The 19,861-nt window shown below is 68.2% G+C and carries 14 protein-coding genes; 2 read left to right on the plus strand and 12 right to left on the minus strand.

What is annotated here, in order from left to right; all coding sequences use genetic code 11:
• Nucleotides 1-15 precede the first annotated feature (15 nt).
• The 11 genes from IFU40_RS01060 to IFU40_RS01110 all read right to left on the minus strand — a co-directional run bounded on the left by IFU40_RS01060 (nucleotide 16) and on the right by IFU40_RS01110 (nucleotide 14,085).
• Entirely contained in the window at nucleotides 16-1,623 is a 1,608-nt protein-coding gene (locus IFU40_RS01060) for an FGGY-family carbohydrate kinase (RefSeq protein WP_191925086.1), read from the minus strand.
• On the minus strand, nucleotides 1,620-2,381 hold the full coding sequence (locus tag IFU40_RS01065) for an L-ribulose-5-phosphate 4-epimerase (protein WP_191925087.1): 762 nt from the start codon (nucleotides 2,379-2,381) through the stop codon (nucleotides 1,620-1,622). The genes IFU40_RS01060 and IFU40_RS01065 overlap by 4 nt, the downstream gene beginning before the upstream one ends.
• The gene (locus IFU40_RS01070) at nucleotides 2,378-3,430 is read right to left on the minus strand and encodes an ABC transporter permease (RefSeq protein ID WP_191925088.1); all 1,053 of its coding nucleotides are present in this window, start codon (nucleotides 3,428-3,430) and stop codon (nucleotides 2,378-2,380) included. The genes IFU40_RS01065 and IFU40_RS01070 overlap by 4 nt, the downstream gene beginning before the upstream one ends.
• Nucleotides 3,427-4,464, minus strand: a complete 1,038-nt coding sequence (locus tag IFU40_RS01075; protein WP_191925089.1) for an ABC transporter permease — start codon at nucleotides 4,462-4,464, stop codon at nucleotides 3,427-3,429. The genes IFU40_RS01070 and IFU40_RS01075 overlap by 4 nt, the downstream gene beginning before the upstream one ends.
• Nucleotides 4,464-6,035 carry a sugar ABC transporter ATP-binding protein gene (locus IFU40_RS01080; protein ID WP_191925090.1) on the minus strand — a complete coding sequence of 524 codons (1,572 nt, stop codon included), beginning with the start codon at nucleotides 6,033-6,035 and terminating at the stop codon, nucleotides 4,464-4,466. The genes IFU40_RS01075 and IFU40_RS01080 overlap by 1 nt, the downstream gene beginning before the upstream one ends.
• A 111-nt stretch (nucleotides 6,036-6,146) precedes the next feature.
• Entirely contained in the window at nucleotides 6,147-7,151 is a 1,005-nt protein-coding gene (locus IFU40_RS01085) for an ABC transporter substrate-binding protein (RefSeq protein ID WP_191916469.1), read from the minus strand.
• Between the two features lie 201 nt (nucleotides 7,152-7,352).
• Nucleotides 7,353-8,375 carry a LacI family DNA-binding transcriptional regulator gene (locus tag IFU40_RS01090; protein WP_191916470.1) on the minus strand — a complete coding sequence of 341 codons (1,023 nt, stop codon included), beginning with the start codon at nucleotides 8,373-8,375 and terminating at the stop codon, nucleotides 7,353-7,355.
• A gap of 217 nt (nucleotides 8,376-8,592) precedes the next feature.
• Nucleotides 8,593-8,862, minus strand: a complete 270-nt coding sequence (locus tag IFU40_RS01095) for an LPXTG cell wall anchor domain-containing protein (RefSeq protein WP_191916471.1) — start codon at nucleotides 8,860-8,862, stop codon at nucleotides 8,593-8,595.
• The gene (locus tag IFU40_RS01100; RefSeq protein WP_446724818.1) at nucleotides 8,859-9,992 is read right to left on the minus strand and encodes a hypothetical protein; all 1,134 of its coding nucleotides are present in this window, start codon (nucleotides 9,990-9,992) and stop codon (nucleotides 8,859-8,861) included. Before IFU40_RS01100 ends, IFU40_RS01095 begins: the two co-directional genes overlap by 4 nt.
• A gap of 138 nt (nucleotides 9,993-10,130) precedes the next feature.
• Entirely contained in the window at nucleotides 10,131-10,784 is a 654-nt protein-coding gene (locus IFU40_RS01105; RefSeq protein WP_191925092.1) for a hypothetical protein, read from the minus strand.
• Between the two features lie 319 nt (nucleotides 10,785-11,103).
• On the minus strand, nucleotides 11,104-14,085 hold the full coding sequence (locus IFU40_RS01110; RefSeq protein ID WP_191925093.1) for an immunoglobulin-like domain-containing protein: 2,982 nt from the start codon (nucleotides 14,083-14,085) through the stop codon (nucleotides 11,104-11,106).
• A 375-nt stretch (nucleotides 14,086-14,460) separates the two neighbouring features.
• On the opposite strand from IFU40_RS01110, the gene IFU40_RS01115 reads away from it, so the two are divergent.
• The gene (locus IFU40_RS01115) at nucleotides 14,461-18,792 is read left to right on the plus strand and encodes a family 43 glycosylhydrolase (RefSeq protein ID WP_191925094.1); all 4,332 of its coding nucleotides are present in this window, start codon (nucleotides 14,461-14,463) and stop codon (nucleotides 18,790-18,792) included.
• Between the two features lie 202 nt (nucleotides 18,793-18,994).
• On the plus strand, nucleotides 18,995-19,174 hold the full coding sequence (locus IFU40_RS01120; protein WP_191925095.1) for a hypothetical protein: 180 nt from the start codon (nucleotides 18,995-18,997) through the stop codon (nucleotides 19,172-19,174).
• Between the two features lie 91 nt (nucleotides 19,175-19,265).
• Here the strand turns inward: IFU40_RS01120 and IFU40_RS01125 are convergent, their stop codons facing one another.
• The gene (locus tag IFU40_RS01125) at nucleotides 19,266-19,850 is read right to left on the minus strand and encodes a substrate-binding domain-containing protein (RefSeq protein WP_342343477.1); all 585 of its coding nucleotides are present in this window, start codon (nucleotides 19,848-19,850) and stop codon (nucleotides 19,266-19,268) included.
• Nucleotides 19,851-19,861 lie beyond the last annotated feature (11 nt).

Raw genomic sequence — 19,861 nt, forward strand, 5'->3', positions numbered from 1 at the left:
AGGCGGAGGCCTCGGTCAGTGCGTCGCCGCGATCGCGGCATGCTCGATGGCGAGCCCCGCGCGGTATCGGCTGAGGTAGGCGGCGAATCCGGGGACGTCCTCCGGGTCGGGGTCGATGGAGTCGAACCCCGTCTGTGCGAAGACGCGGTCGGTGAGGTAGGTGTCGATCGAGTCGCCCGCGGTATCCGCCGCGAAGGCGGCGAGCACCGCGATGCCCCAGGCTCCGCCCTCGGACGCCGTCGCCGCGACCGCCACGGGGGCGTTCAACGCGCCGGCGAGGAAGCGCTGGGCGACGCCCGCGGTGCGGAAGACTCCACCGTGGGCGTACATGCGGTCGAGCTCCACGCCCTCGTCGGCGAGAACGCGCATACCGAGCGCGAGAGTGCCGAACACGCCGTAGAGCTGCGCGCGCATGAAGTTCGCCAGCGTCAGACGGCTGTCGGGCGTGCGGACGAACAGCGGTCGCCCCTCCGGCAGGCCCGCGATGGGCTCACCGGCGAGGTGGTTGTAGGCCAGCAGTCCGCCCGCATCGGGCGCTCCGTCCAATGATTCGAGAAACAGCGCCTCGAACACCTCGTCGGGATCGAGCGTGCCGCCGGCGATCGCGGCGAAGCGCTCGAACAAGCCCACCCACGCGGCGAGTTCACTCGCCCCGTTGTTGCAATGCACCATCGCGACGAGGTCACCCGCGGGGGTGGTGACGAGGTCGAGCTCATCGTGCGCCCGACGCAGTGGACGCTCGAGCACGACCATCGCGAAGATGCTCGTGCCGGCGCTGACGTTGCCCGTGCGGGGGGCGACCGAGTTGGTCGCCACCATGCCGGTGCCGGCATCGCCCTCGGGCGGGCAGAACAGCACGCCCGCGCGCAGCGTTCCCGACGGATCGAGCAGTGCCGCGCCCGCGGCGGTCAGCTCGCCCGCCGCTTCGCCTGCCACGAGAACGTCGGGCAGCAGTGCGCGCAGCCGGAGGCCCGGCGCGCGTTCCGCGACGAGGCGGTCGAACTTGGCCGCCATGACCGCGTCGTAGTCGTGGGTCCGGACATCGATGGGGAACATGCCAGAGGCATCGCCCACGCCGAGTACGCGACGGCCGGTCAGCTTCTCGTGGACGTAGCCCGCGAGAGTGGTGAACGAGTCGACGTCGGGGACGTGGTCTTCCTCGTCGAGCACCGCCTGATACAGGTGGGCGATCGACCAGCGCAACGGGATGTTCGTCCCCAGCAGCTCCGAGAGCACGCCGGCCGCCCGCTCGGTCGAGGTGTTCCGCCAGGTGCGGAAGGGCACGAGCAGCTCACCCCCGGCGTTGAAGGCGAGGTAGCCGTGCATCATCGCGGAGATACCGGCTGCAGCGAGCGTCTCGATCGCGACGCCGTGCAGGCGCTGCACCTCAGCGGCCAGCGCCGCGTAGGCGGTCTGCACGCCCGTCCAGACATCTTCGAGAGCGTACGTCCAGTTGCCGTCGCGGTAGCGGTTCTCCCAGGCGAACGAGCCGGTGGCCAGAACGCGGGTGGGGTCGTCGGCGTCGACGAGGCACGCCTTGATGCGCGTCGAGCCGAGCTCGATGCCCAGGGCGGCGCGTCCCGATGAGATGACCGCGGCGGCCGAGAGGGTCGCGGCGCTCACCGGCGCGCGTCCGAGTTCTGGCCGTAGACGTTCTGGTAACGGTTGTAGAGGGCGTCGATCTTGTCCTGCGGGATCGGGATGAGCGGGCCCGCTTCGCGCGCGATGTGCACGGTGCGGGCGACGTCTTCGAGCATCACGGCCGCCTTCACGGCATCCTTCGCGTTCGACCCGATCGTGAAGGGACCGTGGTTCTGCATGATGACGCCGCGCGAGCGATGCCCACGAAGGGTCTCGACGATGCCGCGCCCGATCGAGTCGTCGCCGATGATCGCGAACGGACCGACCGGAATGGGGCCGCCGAACTCATCCGCCATCGCCGTGATGACGCACGGGATCTCTTCGCCCCGCGCAGCCCAGGCCACGCCGTAGGTGGAGTGCGTGTGGACGACGCCGCCGACCTCGGGCATGTTCCGGTAGACGTAGGCGTGGGCCGCGGTGTCGCTGGAGGGGCTGCGCTCGCTGCCGGGAGTGCCGGGGAGGGCGTTTCCGTCGAGGTCGCACAGGATCATGTTCTCGGGCGCCAGGTCGTCGTACGAGACGCCGGAGGGCTTGATCACGAACAGGTCGGTGCCGGGGACGCGGCCCGAGACGTTGCCGCCGGTCCAGACGATCAGGTTGTAGCGCACGAGCTCGGCATGCAGCGTCGCGACGTCCTGACGGACGCGTTCGATGGATGCCGCGATCTCGGGCGTGAAGTCAGCAGGGGAGGCTGCCACGGTGTTCTCCTTGCGGGTGTGCGGGTCGACGACGGTGCTCATTTTCGGCGCCGCGCGGTGAGCACGCGCTGCAGCAGGACGAAGGCCAGCAGGATACCGCCGGTGATGATCGTCAGATATTCGGGGCGGATGCCACCGTCTTTGGTGATGATCATGGCCAAGGCGGCGAGCACGAGCGAGCCTACGACGGAACCGAGGACATATCCGGCCCCGCCGCTCAGCAGCGTTCCGCCGATGACGACCGCGGCGATGGCATCCAGTTCCCAGCCGATGCCCGTCACGTTCTGCGCCTTGCCACCCACTTCCGCCGTGTAGACGACGGCGGCGAGGCCCGCGAGAGCGCCGCTCAGCACGTAGATGATCACGCGGGTGCGGGCGACGGGCAGGCCCATCAGCTTGGCCGAGTTCTCGGCCCCGCCGATGCCGTACACCGTGCGACCGGTGCGGGTGCGGTGCAGCAGCACGAACGCCGCGATCACGACCAGCACGGCGACGACGAAACCGGGCGTCAGCACGAGGTCGTTGGTCTTCGGGCCGTCGTACAGCTTCCAGTCGGTGGCGAGCACCAGGATGGGGGCTCCCTCGGGCGCCTGCACCGGCACGGTCGAAAGAATGGATGCCAGACCACGGGCGAGGAACATCATCGCCAGCGTGGCGATGAACGGCTGCACGTTGAAGTACTGGATCAGTACCCCGGAGACGAGGCCGAAGAGCGCGCCGAACACGATCATCAGGACGACGGCGAGCCATCCGTTGACGCCGTTGTTCATCAGCATGACACCCGACACCGAGGTGAAGGCGACGACGGCGCCGACCGAGAGGTCGATACCGCCCGACAGGATGACGATGGTCATGCCGACGGCGAGAATGATCGTCGGCGCGAAGCTGACGAGCAGGCTCGACATGGTGCCGGCGTGGAACACGCGGCCGTACGCCAGTTCGGCGTACACGAGCATCGCGACGAGGAGAACCACGGCGGCCAGCGTCGGGATGGCGGACTGACTGCGACCCCAGATGCGGGAGATCGCGAGACCCCGCACCGGAACCTCGGTGCCGTGCGAGGGCGACGGGGGTGAGACGGTCGTGCTCATGCGACGACCTCCTTACGGGTACGGCGGCGTCCGACCTGGAGGACGGAGGTCCTCACACGCTCGGACTGCAGCAAAACGAGCAGCACGATGACGATGGCCTTGAAGGCCGGGGTCGCCGCGGCGGAAACCCCGAGGAACAGCACGGTCTTGTTGAGGGTCGCAATCAGCAACGCCCCGACAGTGGAACCGAGGATCGAGAACTTCCCCCCCGCGAGGGAGGTGCCACCGATGACGACGGCGAGGATCGCGTCGAGCTCCATCTGGTAGCCGGTGCCCGAGACATCGACGGTCATGACCTCCGACACCGTGAACAGACCACCGCCGGCGGCGAGGATGCCCGAGAGCACATAGACCGTGATCAGGATGGGGCGCGGACGGATGCCGGCGAGGCGGCTCGCGTCGGGGTTCACACCGATCGACTCGATCATGAGTCCCAGGGCGGTCCGGCGCATGATCACGGCCACGATGACGACGATGACGATCGCCGCGACGAAGCTGATCGGCAGGCCCAACACTTGGCCGTTGGAGATCTGCTGGAACGGCTGGTTCTGCGAGTTGGTGTTCTGTCCGCCGGTGATCACGCGGGCGATACCGCGAGCGGCGAGCATCATCACGAGGGTGCTGATGAACGGCTGCAGACCCACGACCGAGACCAGCAGGCCGTTCACGAGACCGAGCACCGCGCCGAGCAGCAGGGCGAGGCCGATCGCCATGAACATGGCACCGATCGACGTCGACGCGTTGAGCGACCGCAGCAGCTCCATGGCGGCGGCGCCACCGACGGCCATGATCGAGCCGACCGAGAGGTCGATGCCCTTGGTGGCGATGACGAAGGTCATGCCGAGGGCGATCATGATGATCGGCGCCGAGATCCGCAGGATGTCGAGCAGGTTGCCCGAGAGCTGCTGGGTCGTGGGGTTGATGCCGACGGCGAGGTAGGTCGGATCCTTGATGACGTTGAGCGACAGCAGCAGGACGATACCGATGACGCCCCAGAACCACGGGGTGCGCAGCAGCGACTTGAGAACGGACATCAGTGGGTTTCTCCCTCGGTGAGGGCCGCGGTCTGGGCCTCCGCCTCTTCTTCGGTTTCTGCCGCGATGATCGACACGACGCGCTCCGCGGTGACGTCGGGGCCGTTGACGATCTCGCCGACCTTCTCGTGGTCCTTCATGATCACGATGCGCTCGGACAGGCGAACGACCTCTTCGAGCTCGGACGAGATGAAGACGACGCTCATCCCCGCCTCGGCAAGCTCCGCGACGGTCTCTTGGATGTCGGCCTTGGCGCCGACGTCGATGCCGCGCGTGGGCTCGTCGAGCAGCAGGAGTTCGGGGTCGGTCGCCAGCCAGCGGCCGAGGAGGACCTTCTGCTGGTTTCCCCCCGAGAGCAGGCGGATCGGACGGTTGGGGTCGTTCGGCCGGACGCTGAACCGCTCCATGTAGGTCGAGACCAGCTGGTCGACCTCTTTGGCGGGGATGCGACGCAACCAGCCACGCTTCGCCTGCAGAGCGAGCATGATGTTCTCGCGGATGCTCAGGTCGCCGATGATGCCGTCGTCGCGACGGTTCTCGGTCGAGTAGGCGATGTGGTTGCCCAGGCCCGAAACGGGCGAGTTGACGCTGACTTTCTTGCCCTTGAGGCGCACGGTGCCGGAGTCGGAACGGTCGGCGCCGGCGATGAGGCGGGCGAGTTCGGTGCGACCGGAGCCGAGCAGGCCGGCGAAGCCGACCACCTCGCCCTTGTGGATCTCGATGTCGGTGGGGGAGAGCGCCCCGGCGCGACCGATGCCCTCGGCGGCGTACACGGGGGTCTCGCTGCGGTCACGGGCGTCGACCTGCCGGTTGGAGCCGAGGGCGCGCAGCGTCTCGATGTCCTTACCGATCATCTTCGAGATGAGCTGGGTGCGGTCGAGGTCGCGAGTCAGGTACTCGCCCACGAAACCGCCGTTACGGAGCACCGTGATGCGGTCGCTGATCGCGTACACCTGATCGAGGAAGTGCGAGACGAAGAGGATGGCCACGCCCTGGTCGCGCAGGCGACGCATGACGGTGAAGAGCACCTCGACCTCGGCGGCATCCAGGCTCGAGGTCGGCTCGTCGAGGATGAGCACCTTCGAGTCGGTGACCATCGCGCGGCTGATGGCGACGAGCTGCTGCAGGGCGATCGAGATCGACGACAGCGGAGCACGGGAGTCGAGGTGGCCGAGACCCATACCGGTCAGCGCCTCCTTGGCGCGAGCGTGCGTGGCGCGCCAGTTGATGCCGAACGGCCCGCGGATCTCGTGGCCCAGCATGACGTTCTCACCGATGGTGAGGTTGGTGCAGAGGTTGACCTCTTGGTAGACGGTCGAGATGCCGGCCGCCTGCGCCGAGGCGGTGCCCGTGAGGCGCCGCTCCTCGCCGAAGATCAGGATCGACCCGGAGTCGATCTGGTAGACGCCGGTCAGCGCCTTGATCAGGGTGGACTTTCCCGCCCCGTTCTCACCCATGAGGGTGTGGACCTCTCCCGGCAGCAGTCGGAAGTTAACTTCGTCGAGGGCTTTGACGCCGGGGAATGTGATCGATGCGCCGCGGACTTCGACGATCGGTAGGGATTCTGCCATCGCTGACGAACTTCCTCGCTGGTACGGAGCGGGTGGGGAATGCGGAGCGGGGGCAGCCCGTCGGGCCGCCCCCACTCCTGAAGTGGTGCTGTCGAGCGGGTGGGACGGGGCTTAGAAGCCCAGGCCCTCGGACAGCGCGGTGTCGGCCGCGGCGGGCGAGTCGAAGGTCGCGCTCTTGACGATGATGGTCTTTTCGACCGTCTCGCCGGCGAGGGCCTTCTTGGCAGCGTCGACGGCGGTGTCACCGAAGAACGGGTTGTACTGGGCGACGAAGCTCAGCTGACCGGCGGACAGGGCCTCGAGCGCACCCTTGGTGCCGTCGATGGTGGCGATCTTCACGTCGGTGCCGGGGGTCAGACCCGCGGCGGAGACGGCCTGAGCTGCACCGATACCCATTTCGTCGTTCTGAGCGAAGATGAACTGGATGTCGTTGTTGTTGGCCTTCAGGACGGTCTCGACGACCGACTTGCCTTCGTCGGTCTTCCAGTTGGCGGTCTGAGCGCCGACCTTGGTGAAGCCGGTGGCGCTGGAGACCTCGGAGTCGAAGCCCTCGTTGCGCTCGTTGACGACCGAAAGGCCGGGGACGCCCTCGAGGACGAAGTAGTTCGCGCCGGTCGGGAAGGCGGAGACCGCCCACGAGCCCACCGATGCCGCGACCTGCTTGTTGTCGGGGGCGATACGCGTGACGTACAGGTCGTCGGACGCGTCGACACCACGGTCGAGGAGCACGACGGGGATCTCGGCCTCTTTCGCGAGCTCGAGGGCGGAATCCCAACCCGAGGCCTCGGTGGCCGTCAGCAGGATGACGTCGACCTCGTCGTTGACGAAGGTCGTGAAGGCATCGAGCTGCGACTTCTGGTCGCTCGGGCTGGCGGCCGGGGCGTACTTGAGGTCGAAGCCGGCGTCCGCCGAGAAGGCGTCCTTCACGGCCTGCTCGTTGGCGTTGCGCCATCCACCCTCGGGACCGACGGCGACGAAACCGACGGTCGTGACGTCGCCTTCGCTGCTCGCGTCGCTGCCTGCATCCGCACCGCCGGCACAGCCAGCCAGGCTGAGCACAACCGCACCCGCACCGAACAGACCGACGACGCCTCGCATGCGCTTCGAAATGGACATAGGTTCTCCTCCTTGAGATCTCTCCAGCATTCGGGTTGGAGAGGAATGTCGTGCAGCTGTGTGGCAGCACTCTCTTGCAAGGTCCAGTGTGTGCGCTAACAATCGCGAATGCAAGTGAGATTTCGGCGAAATCAGCCCCCGAACATCACGAATCGATCACGACGTGACGGGTGCGCGTATCCCCCGCCGCGGTTCGCCGATTCAGCGCGGCGTGACCGCCTGCGTCGATTCGCGGACGATGAGGTTCGGCTGGATCATGTCATGGCTGGGCTCGATGTCGCCTTCGATTGCAGCGATGATCTGCTGCAGCGCAAGCTTGCCGAGCGCCGCGAAGTCCTGCCGCACCGTGGTGAGCGGCGGGAGGAAATGGCGCGCATCCGACAGATCGTCGAAGCCGACGACGCTGACGTCATCCGGCACCCGAAGCCCGCGACTATGCAGCCCGTGCACGACGCCGAGGGCGATCTGGTCGTTGGCGGCGAAGACGGCGGTCGTCTCTCCCAGATCGAATGACCGCCCGAACTCGAACCCGAAATCCGAGGTCCAGTCACCGATGACGTAAGGCCCCTCCGGCAGGCCCGCCTCCGCCAACGACTTCCTCCACCCCTGCACACGCTCACGGGCGTCGAGCCAGTCCAACGGGCCGGCCAGGTGCGCGATGGTGCGATGCCCGAGCCCCACCAGGTGATCGACGGCGAGACGGGCACCCGCGCGCTGGTCGACGCCGACCGTGTGCCACGATTCGTCCGCCTCGGCCTTGATGACGATCGTGGGCAGTCCCGTGGCTTGCTGGCGGAGCAGGTCGAGAGACGACTCGCGCGGAGCGATGACGCAGAGGGCATCGACCCCCTGAGTGACGAGTTCCACGACACCGGAGTCCATCTGCGACGCGTCGTCGTCGCCGATCGAGAAGGCACTCACGGCGTAGCCCACCTCGCGGGCGGCGATCTCGAGCGCGCGCAAGGTGCTGTTCGGACCGTTTTGAACGGGGCCGTCGATGAGCACGCCGATGCGACGTGCACGCCGAGTGGCAAGGGCACGAGCGATCGAACTCGGCGTGTAGTTCATCTCGTCGATCGCCTGCAGCACACGCGTGCGGGTGGTTTCCCGGATGTTCGGGTGGGCGTTCAGGACGCGGGACACCGTCATATGCGACACACCGGCGCGGCGGGCGACGTCATAGATGCTGGGCCGCTGCCACCCGCGACTCGAGGATTGGGGCATGGTGTTCTTCCGATCCCGACGTCGTGATCATGGCGCCCGCCGACCACTCTGAAGAAGGCGGCGCACCGCGGAGCCCATCGAGAGAGATAGCGATCACAAAGATATTACGCGCCGAGTGCGCCGGGATTGTTGTGCGACCCTCAGAATTGCGCCGGCTTTTTCGGGTGCGGCTCGACGCGACGGTGACGAGACGGAACGAGAGAGCGAGGCGAGGGGATCACGGTCGTGCGCGCCGACGGGCCACGAGCAGAACGACTCCGGCGATCAGGAGGAGCGCGGCACCGCCGATGAGCCACCAGACCGGCTCGACGCCCGTGAGGGCCAGCCACCCGACGTCGGGCACCTCCGAGGGGGACGGAGACGGCACGCCGTCGACGGGCGTGGGTGAAACCGGAGGACTCGGCATCGGCGTGGGAAGGGGGGTGATGTCGACATCGATGTTCACACCGCCGTCGCCCGTGGACGCCGCGGCGGGAGCGAGGATCATGACGAACTCCCTGTGGAGGACCCGCCCGAGCCCAGGCGGCGCGCGCGACGGGACACCTCCTCGGGCGTCGGGGACGACGGCACCGGAGAGCCGAACCCGTCGTCCGCGCCGCCTACGGGAGGATCTGACGACGCTGCGCCGTGGCTCGCCGCCGCGCGTCCCTCTTCGCGCGCGCGGTCGAGAGCGGTCGCGAAACGGCGACGTCTCCAGAAGAGCGCCGCGACGATGAACCCGATTCCGAGAAGAACGAGCGCCTGCGGAACGGGGATGGCCCAGAGCGGAGCAGATGCCGACCCGGGCGAGACGGCGACGGGGTTGTCCCCGAGATCGCGTGCCGTGGGAGCGAGATCGACGGATCCCGGGACGAAGACCGTGGGCCAGACGTCGCTGACTGCCACCGCGAACGTGCGCGACTCCCCCGGCAACAGTTCCTGGCGCGGTGCTCCTTCGACGGGGAAGACCGCCGATCCCGTGCCCGCCCCCACGGTCCCGCCCAGCTGCAGACTGGCGTTCCCGGTGTTCGAAACCGTGAACGTGGTGCGGGCCGAGCCTGGACGGAACGGATTCCACGTCATGTCGTACGCCGAGTCAACGCCCGTCACGGAGAACGACGGCACGATGTCTCCGGTGACACGCGTCATCAGCCGGAAGCCCACGCGACTCTCCACGCCCACCTCGGAGCCACTCGCGTCCGTCCCCGCCGAGGTGACGGACGCGGCGATACCCGCAGCGTGATCGCCCGGGATGGCCCCCTCGGGCACGGTGGTCGTGAAGGGGACGACGACGGTGGCGTTCGGTCCGACCGTGACCGTGTCGGGCAGATCGATCCACAGTCCCGCATCGACGGACTCACGGTCGGAGGGCAACATCGTGAACCGTCCGTTCGCCGTGTAGTAGCCGTCGGCCGCCGAGAGCGCGAAAACCACTTCGGTTCGGCTCAGGTTTCGCACCGCCAGGTAATCCTCGCGCGAAGCGCCGGGATCCAACTGCTGCTCGATGACGCCCCGGTCGTCCGGGCCCGACTGATCGGCGGGCGTGACCGACCAGGTGATGTCGGCACCCGTGTCCGCCTGCGCGGCGAGGGGGAGAAGCAGAACAGGAGCGACGAGCGCGGCCAGGGCAGCCGTCATACGCACGAGAAGAGGGTTTTTCCAGAACATGACGCCGAGTCACCACCCCGGAGTTTCCTTGAAGACGTTCGACAGGTGTCGCTGTGCACGAAGTTCGGGGCCGAGTCCAGGGAGGACCCGGCCCCTCTCTTCGTCGAGTTACTGCTGATCCGGGGTGAACACGTCCTCGAACAGCGACAGCGTCAGCGTCGAGGAGTACGCGCCCGGCGTGACACCGGCATCGGTCTTCAACACCAGGGCGGCGTCGGCGGTCCACGACGACTCTCCGCCCTCCTTGACGGCGGCCGACTCGAGTGCGGTGTACAGCAGCTCCTGGTCGACGAGGCCGACCGCGTCGTCGCCGGTGTCTTCGGACGTTTTGACGGGCTCACCCTCGGCCACGAGACCGGTGTCGCCGGCGTCGACGAGGCGGGGGGTCCACCCGAGGTGGTCGGGGGAGATGGTGGCGCCGCCCGGGCCGGTGAAGGCCGAGGCCTGACCGACCACGTACCAGAATCGGTCCGCCGGGATGTCGGCGACGTCGCGGGTGTCGGTGACGGTGACGGTGGGCAGGGCGCCGTCGAACTGGCGCACCTGGGCATCGCCGGACGGGGACTCCGTCAGCGTGGACGACGTGCCGGCGACGGTCAGGCTCAGGCTGCCCGGACCCACGACAGGCGCGATCTGCACGTTCACGTCGACGTCCTGGTCTCCGACCTCGGCGGCGAACGCGGCACCAGCCGTGCCCACGAGCATCAGGCCACCGGCAGCAGCCACGGCGATACGAGCCGCGGCACCCTTGGAAAACTTCATTGTGTACTCCGATTCTTCGTTCGACACCGACGTCGAACGACTAGCAAGCTCACCGGACGCTCCGGTCGTCACGGGAAGGATCCGGGACATCCTCCGCCCCGCGACATCCTGAATGTTAGCGAGAACACTGTCCGAAGACAAGTGTTTTGATGGCGGTCGAAAAATCCAGATCGAGGGTCCCGTGACGGAGCGCGCGCGTTCGAACCGTGACCCCTCTTCTGGTCACAGCGGTGGTCTCCCGACTCGCGGGACTGCTCGGGAAGCCTCGCGCGCCGGCGGGCGACCCGATCGAATCGGGCCACCCGCCAGCGGCGCAGAATCAGCCGCAGCTGCCCCGGGGGGCCGGCACAGCGAGCGTCGTCACGCGGGCCTTCGTGCCGCTGGCGACCGCGTCGATCGACATCGTGCCGGCGTCGACCGATGTCGCGCGCGTCGAGAACGTCGTCGACGCGGTCTTGCCCGCCGCGACGGTCATCTTCTTGCTGCCGAAGGCACCGGCGACCGTGACATCGGCGGCGGCGGAGTCGGCGTTGATCACCGTGACGACCTGCGTCACCTTTCCGGCGACACAGCGGTTCGCCACGGCGGCGGACAGGTGGAGACCCAGCGACAGCGCCTCGGACGACGAAGCGGTGACACGGCCGTCGGCGTACCCGTCGTAGCGAACCGTCACCGAGCGCACCGTGGCCGGCACCTCGACGGAGGCGGATCGCTCGTTCAGCTTCACCGTCTGCGTCCACCCTTCGCCCGAGAAGGTCACGGTGCCCGCGACATCGCCCCGGTCGGCGGCGGCGACGACGGCGGTGGCCGTTCGCCCCTCACTCGTGAGCGTCGTGGTCGAGGCGACCGCCTTGACCGATGTCCAGTCGCGCATGGCGGCGAGGACCGACTGGTTCACGCTCACGAACGAACCGTGGCGTGGGCTGGCGGGCAGGCCGCCGACCGGGCGGACGTTCCAGTCGGCACGACGTGACAAGCGATCGTTCTGCGAGCTGCTCGCGATGGCGGCGCCGGTGGTGACGAAGGCGCGGTACCCGCCCGCACCGAAGTTGTCGACGAGGAAGGCGTATCCGTCGCCTCCGGCGTTGTTCGGGTCACCCTCGTTGAGCTTGACGATCTGCGGACCCTCACCCACCTCGTTCGTCTCGAGGCGCGTCATGTTGGTGTCCGTCAGTTGCCACGTCGTCTCGGGGTCAGCGTTCCAGTCGGACCTCGTCGTCGGCGCGGTCAGCACCTTCGACCGCTCGAGGAAGATGTCCTTGCCCGCCTCGAGGCCGTCGGCCGCACCGCCCTCCTCGTTCTTGGTGAAGCGGTAGTAGTAGTCGCCGATCTTCTGCACGGTCGAGTCGATGCGTGCGAAGCCGGTGTTCTGCCACTCGGCGGGTGGGTAGGTGAAGGTTGTGAAGTCGCGCGTGAGCACCGAGAACACGCGGGCGTGCAGGTTGTCGGTGTTCGTCTTGGCCGCGCTGTTGTACAGACGCGACGAGAAGTGCACGACGTACGACTGCAGCGCGTCGTCCCAGTACGCCTCCGGCGCCCAGGTCATGCCCGCCTCGGGCTGGTTGATGGTGATGCCCTCGTTGGCGCCGTTCGTGCGGGCCCAGGTGACCAGGTCGGTCGATTCCCAGACCTCGATCTTGAGCGACCCGTTCGACTGCGCCGGGCCCCAGCCCGTGCCGCAGCTGATGCACAGGTCGGTGGCGACCATGTAGTACTTGTCGCCGTCCTTGGACCGCAGGATGTACGGGTCGCGAAGACCCTTCGTGTCGGTCGTCGAGGTGATGACGGGCTGGCCCGAGTTCACCGGCGAGAACGAGAAGAAGTCGTTGCCCGACGTCGCCGCCTGGTAGATCTTCTCGTCGCCGTCGGATTTGAAGTACGCCGCTGCGTATCCGGCATCCGGAGCCCAGCGTCCCTTCTCGGCGACCGTGATGTCGAACGTCTTCTGCGCGGACTGCCCGTTCAGGGTGGCCGTCGCCGTCAGCGTGACCTTCGCGTCTCCCGCGCCGTACGCGGGACGTGCGACGACACCGCCGCCACGGTACGGGTCGGCGGCGCCGACGGCCGGAGTGACGTACGCGGCCGAGGTCGAGGTGACCAGGGCGGGGTTCGACGAGGTCCAGCTGATCGCGGCGCCGTTGACGGAGCCCCTCGTCGCCAGCGGCAGGTTCTCGGTCGTGCGGGATGCCAGAGAGATGGCATCCAGATCGGTGGCGACGTCGGGGGCGATGACGGTGACGTCGAAGGTCAGGGTGCCGAGCGAGCTCGTCGCCGTGAGGGTCACCGGGGTGTTGGCGCTGATCGATCGCGAGACGACACCGGTGGTCGACACGACGGCGGGGTCGGACGACGCCCAGGTCAAGGCGACGCCGTTCACGGACGCGGCGAGGTTGAGGTTGCTCGAGACGCTGTCGAGCGAGGTGTTGGAGCGCAGCATGGTCGTCGCGACGTCGCCGCGCAGGAGCGCCGAGGTGGTCGACGACTTCTGCGACGCCGTGGGCATACTCGACCCGACCTGCTCGGAGGTGAGCGCCGCGTCCCAGAACTTGACGTCGGTGACGTCGGCGCGCAGCAGCGAGTCGCCCTGGTAGAGCGACCGGCCGAGGTAGCCGAGCACGGTGCCCGTGGGGATGATCGAGCTGAGCGAATTGGCGTGCGTGAGGGTCGAGATGACGCTGCCGTCGCGGTACAGCGTCAACGTGTTGCCACTGCCGACCATCGTCAGGGTCGTGAACCCCGGGTTGAGTCCGCCGCCGGCGGGCATGCGCGTCTCGCCGTTGCTGCTGCCGCTCTTGACGCGGATGGCGGCGAGCGCCTGGTCGGTGTAGCCGCCCTGCGCCGAGCGCGGGCTGAGGAAGATGTGGTTGCCGAGCTGCGTGGTGTTCCACGGTCCGATGCCGTCGCCGATGACCCAGCCGAAGTGGTTCGCCGCCGACTGCGCGGCGACCGTGTACTCGACGGTGAAGTCGTTGTCGGTGCCGGTGACCAGGCCCTTCGGAAGCGCCGCGTAGCCGTCGGCCTTGAAGCGCAGCACGGCATCGCCCTCGGCGTCGGCGAACGACGCGTCGGTGAACCCGGTGAGCGAGGCGTTGCGGTTGTTGCCCGAGACGTCGAGCAGCGACGTGCCCGAGTGCGACATGTCGTAGTGCGCGGTGGGCGCCGGCACGTCGGCGGCGTGAGCGGCGGGCGCGACCATGCTCATCGTCGAGGCGACGAGCACGCCGGTCAGAGACGCAACCAGCGCCTTCGACACACGACGCGAACGAGCGGCTCGGGGAGGGCGGGTGACCTGTGATCTCATCTTCGAGACCTTTCTCTCGGCGCTGTACGCGCAGCTTCGACGGTGGGGACCGAAGCGAAGCGGTGGGGTGCTGCGTCACCGCGGCGACGCGTGGGTCGCCCCCGGGAAGGACGACCTCGGAAAACGTTCGTGCGCTCCCGTGGGACGAGACGACGGATGCCGATTGTGGTGCTCACGTTAGCGGTACCACTGACGCGGGGCAATCCTTCACGGGCGTCGCGATCCGCACGCTCCACCTCGGTGGCGATCGGCTCCGCCCGCGACCCAGCCCGCGCGGGCTGCGTCGCCGCGAGCCTTGTTCCGCGCGCCTGTGAGCGATAACATTCAGCATCCCCGCATGACGGCAGCCAACGTGGGCTGTCCGAAAGGATCGCAATGGAGCACTCCCTGCCCCGTCGCGCGCTCGCCAGCGTCGCGACACTCGCCCTCGCGCTGACCGGCGCCCTCGTCGCCGCGCAGCCCGCCGCCGCCGCCGACGACCGACTGGTCGCCCATTACCCCCTGACGGACGCGAGCGGCACCACCGCCGTCGATGCATCCGGTAAAGGTCGAAACGCCACCTACGTCGGAGGCGCCGCCCTGACGGGCGGCGAGGGTGTGCGGTTGGACGGCACCGACGACTATGTCGATCTTCCCGACAACCTGCTGGCCGGCCTGGACTCGATCACCGTCAGCACCGATGTCCTCGTGCGCGGCGATCAGGGCACGCCGTACTTCATCTACGGCTTCGGCAACACCGATGCCGGTGGAGCCGGCAACGGGTACCTCTACGCGACCGGCAACACCTTCAAGTCGTCGATCGCCACCGGCAACTGGAGCACCGAGCAGACGGTCAACAGCAACGCCAACCTGCAGCGCGACGTGTGGAAGACCCTCACCTACACCCTCGACGACGCCACCGACACGGCGCGCATCTACCTCGACGGCGCGCAGGTCGGTCAGGCAACGGGCGTCACGACCAAGCCGAGCGCCATCGGCGGGGGATCGACCGCCGCGAACTACATCGGCCGCTCGGTCTACAACAACGACCGCCGCCTCGCCGGCAGCGTGCGCGACTTCCGCGTCTACAACACCGCCCTGACGGCATCCGACGTCGCCGCCCTCGTGCCCACCGACGCCACCCGCCTGCAGCGCGACGCCGCCGCCCTCTCGCTCGGCGACCTGAGCGCCGTGACCGCCGACCTGCGTCTTCCCGCGACGGGCGTCAACGGGGCCGCGATCAGCTGGGCCTCCAGCAACGCCGCCGCGGTGAGCGCGGCCGGCAAGGTCACCCGACCCGCGGCCGGGCAGCAGCCCGCCACCGCGACGCTGACGGCGACCCTCACCCGCGGCTCGGCCACCGAGACCCGCGCCTTCGCGGTCACCGTGGCGGCGATGCCGGGCGACGCCGAGCTCGCGAAGGCCGATCTCGACCAGATCAGCATCCCGAACGCCACCGACGTGCGCGGCAACATCACCCTCCCGGCCGCCGGATCGGTCAACGGCACGGCCATCACGTGGTCGGCCTCGCCGTCGGGTGTGATCTCGACGTCGACGGCCGACGGCAAGGCTGCCGGCGTCGTCACGCGCGGCGCGACCGACACGAAGGTGACGCTGACCGCCGCGGCATCCGGAACCTCCGTCACCCGTCAGATCGAGGTCACCGTCAAGGCTGCTCCGGCGGGTCTCGACAAGGACTACACGGCCGGATACCTGTGGACCCACTTCGCCACCGAGGGCGGCTACGAGAAGATCTTCATGGGGCACAGCACCGACGGTCTGCACTGGGAGAAGCTGAACGACAACAAGTCGATCCTCGCCAACCTGGGCGGCGACCTCGGCGTGCGCGATCCGCACCTCGTGCGCTCCCCCGAGGGCGACAAGTACTGGATCATCGGCACCGACCTGCACGCCGAAGGCGGCGGCGCCGGCGGCTCCGGCTGGGATCAGCTGAACGCCAGCCAGAACCTCGTCGTCTGGGAATCCACCGACCTGGTGAACTGGAGCGATCAGCGCATCGTCTTCGCCGGCTTCGACACGGCCGGCTGCGTGTGGGCACCCGAGGCGATCTACAACGAGGCCACCGGCGAGTACTACGTCTACTGGGCGGCGCGCGATCAGGCCGACAACAACACGCCCGACTGGGCGCTGCGCATGTACCTCACCAAGACCCGTGACTTCACGACGTTCACCGAGCCCGAGATCTGGACGACGATGAACCCGAAGGGCGATGGTCAGGGCGGTCGGAACATCATCGACTCGACCATCGCGAAGGAGGGCGACACCTACTACCGGTTCTCGACCTCCGACTGGGACACGGTCGTCGACACCGCCCCGTCGCTCGATGGTCCGTGGACGCAGAAGATCGCTCCCGGGCAAGCTGCGGCGGCGGGCCTGCGCGGTCGCATGGAGGGCCTCACCGTCTACCCGCTGCCCGACGGCCGCTGGTCGGTCATGGGCGACGAGTTCAACTACTACGCGCACGTCACCGACTCGCTGGCGAGCCTGACGTTCCGTCAGCTCAGCAGCGGGTCCGGCGCCGACCAGTTCTCGTTCGATCAGAGCTTCCGCCACGGATCGGTCCTGCGGCTGTCGAAGGCCGAGGAGACGCGCCTACTCGCCAAATACGGCGACGCTCCGGTCGATCCGGAAGAGCCCTCACAAGGGCCCATCGCGGAGTACACCTTCGAGAACGGCTCGCTCGCCGACTCGGTGGGCGACGCCGACCTCACCGCCTCCGGCACGGCATCCATCGCCACGGATGCCGAGAAGGGCTCGGCTCTGAAGCTGACCGGCGCGGCGAACGGCTTCGCCTCGTTCCCGACCGGGTTCTTCGACGGCCGCGACACGATGACGGTGTCGATGGACATCAAGTCGGAGCGCACGAGCGGCAACTTCTTCACCTTCGCCTTCGGACAGGGCCAGGACAAGTACTCGTTCCTGCGGGTGCGCGGCGGCGAGGCCCGCACCGCGATCACGAAGGCGACGTGGCAGGCGGAGTCCGACGTCACCGCCAGCATCTCCAGTGGTCAGTGGCACAAGTACGACCTCGTCTACGACGGCAAGACACTGCGCATGTACATCGACGGGGTGAAGGTCGGTGAGAATCTCGCCCTGAACGCGTCGGTGAGCGAGCTCGGCACCAACCTCGCGGGATACCTCGGCAAGTCGCTCTACGGCGCGGACGGGTACTTCCAGGGCTGGTACGACAACGTCCGGGTGTACAACCGGGCGCTGTCGAACACCGAGATCCTGCAGAACGCGGGCATCGAGGATCAGCTGCTGGACGTGTCGCTCGCGCAGCCCGAGAAGCTGAAGACGGCACCGATCACCGACGGCACGGCGCGCACCGCCATCCTGCCGGTGGTCAAGGGCACCGACGTGTCCCAGCTCGCGCCCACCTTCACCACGGTCCCCGGCTCGACGGTGTCGCCCGCCTCGGGCACCATCGTCGACCTGCGCACCCCCGTCACCTACACGGTGACGACCCCCTCGGGGGCGAAAGCGGAGTGGAAGATCGAGGCGCGCGTGGTCAACAGCCCCGTGCTGCCCGGCCTGTACGCCGACCCGAACATCGCGGTGTTCGGCGACACGTACTACATCTACGCGACGTCCGACGGCTTCCCCGGCTGGGGCGGCAAGGAGTTCTACGTCTGGAAGTCGAAGAACCTGACGGACTGGACGCGGTCGACAACGCCCTTCCTCACGCTCGACGGCACCAACGGCAACGTGCCGTGGGCCACGGGCAACGCGTGGGCGCCCACCATCATCGAGCGCAACGGGAAGTACTACTTCTACTTCAGCGGCCACAACGCCGCCCTGGACCGCAAGACGATCGGCGTCGCCGTGGCCGACAACCCCGAGGGGCCCTTCACAGCGGAGCCGAACGCGATGATCCTCAACAACGAGGCCGTCACGTCGGGCCAGGCCATCGACCCCGCCGCCTTCCACGACCCGGTGACCGGCAAGTGGTACCTCGGCTGGGGCAACGGCTCCCCCGTCCTGGCGGAGCTGTCCGACACCATGACCTCGATCAAGCCGGGCACCTACCAGCGGATCAACGGGCTGACCGACTTCCGCGAGGGAGTGTTCTTCAACTACCGGAAGGGCCTGTACCACCTCACCTACGCCATCGACGACACCGGATCGGAGAACTACCGCGTCGGGTACGCCACCGCGACGAGCATGAACGGGCCCTGGACGTACCGCGGCGTGATCCTCGAGAAGGACCTGTCCCTCGGCATCAAGGGGCCGGGCCACAGCTCGATCATCAACGTGCCGGGCACCGACGACTGGTACATCGCGTATCACCGCTTCGCGATGCCGAACGGCAACGGGAACAACCGCGAGACCACCATCGACAAGGTGACGTTCGGCGACGACGGCCTCATGCAGAAGATCATCCCCACGCTCGAGAGCGTGAAGCCGCAGACCGTTCCCTCAGCGGGCCCCGAGGTCACGGCCGCGGTCAGCAGCCGGTGTGTGGCAGGCAAGGTCGTTCTGGCCGTCTCGGTCACCAACCGTGACGATGCCCCGGTCTCGCTGACGATGACCTCGGCCCACGGGTCGAAGACGGTCGCCGCTCTCGCCGCAGGCAAGACGACGACGCAGAGCTTCACGGTGCGCCAGTCGTCTCTGGCGGCCGGCACCGTGACGGTCACCGCGACCGACGCGGGTGGCGCAGCGACCGAGGTGAAGGCCGCGCACGGCGCGCGCAGCTGCGGCTGAGACGTAATGCACCTCACCGGTGGGTGAGGAGGGTGGGCCCCGGCTTCGGCCGGGGCCCACTTGTCGTTCTCTCAGGAAAACCACTTGTTACCGAGAACACGACCGGGTTAGCGTTGTACGAGAGTTCCCCCTCTCCCACCGACCAGGGTTCCCCGAACCCGCGTAGGGCCGTCGATGTCGACGGCTCCGAGAAGGATTCCCGATGACCCGCCGTCAGATTCTCTCCGTCCTCGCCAGAGGGCTGCTCGTCACCTCGGCCGTCGCGCCGATGGGACTGGTCGCCTGGGAGCAGGCCGATTTCGAGAGCAGCGCCGTCTTCCAGATGGATGCCTCCGAGCCCGACACCCTCTTCATCAACGGGCGCGCGTTCATTCTGGAGTGACACCGCCGCGGGCGATCCGGCCCGTCGCGCGATCGTCCGCCCCCTCGATCAGTGGATCAGCATCCCGGTTCGCTCCGGAGGGACACCGCGATCAACGCCTCGACTGCGGAGCCTTCGTCGACCCGCGCACGATCAGCTCCGGCGGGATCATGTCGTGACGGGGCGTCGCGTCCCCCTCGATGGCGGCGATGATCTGTCGCAGCGCCGATGCTCCGACCGCCGAGAAGTCCTGCCGAACGGTGGTCAGCGGCGGGAGGAAGTGCCGCGCGTCCGAGAGGTCGTCGAAGCCGACGAGGCTGATGTCGTCGGGAACCCGGATGCCGCGACCGTGCACCCCGTGAAGGACGCCGAGCGCGGTCTGGTCGTTCGCCGCGAACACCGCCGTAGTCTCCCCGAGATCGAATGAGCGCCCGAACGCGTAGCCGAGGTCCGACGTCCAGTCGCCGACGACGAGCGGCCCCTCGGGCAGTCCCGCCTCGGCGAGACTCTCACGCCAGCCCTCGACGCGTTCGCGGGCCTCGAACCCGTCCATCGGACCGGCGAGATGGGCGATCGTGCGGTGACCGAGATGACGGGGGGCCGGGCCCCCTGAGGACCCGGCCCACTGCTCTTGGTGTTCACGGCTGCGGCCGATTTCGCGGCGTCCGGTGGTCGGGTGGGGCCGGGCGCGCCCGATCCCACCCGGTC

It is taken from the genome of Microbacterium sp. CFBP 13617 (assembly GCF_014839445.1).
Classification (GTDB): Bacteria; Actinomycetota; Actinomycetes; order Actinomycetales; family Microbacteriaceae; genus Microbacterium.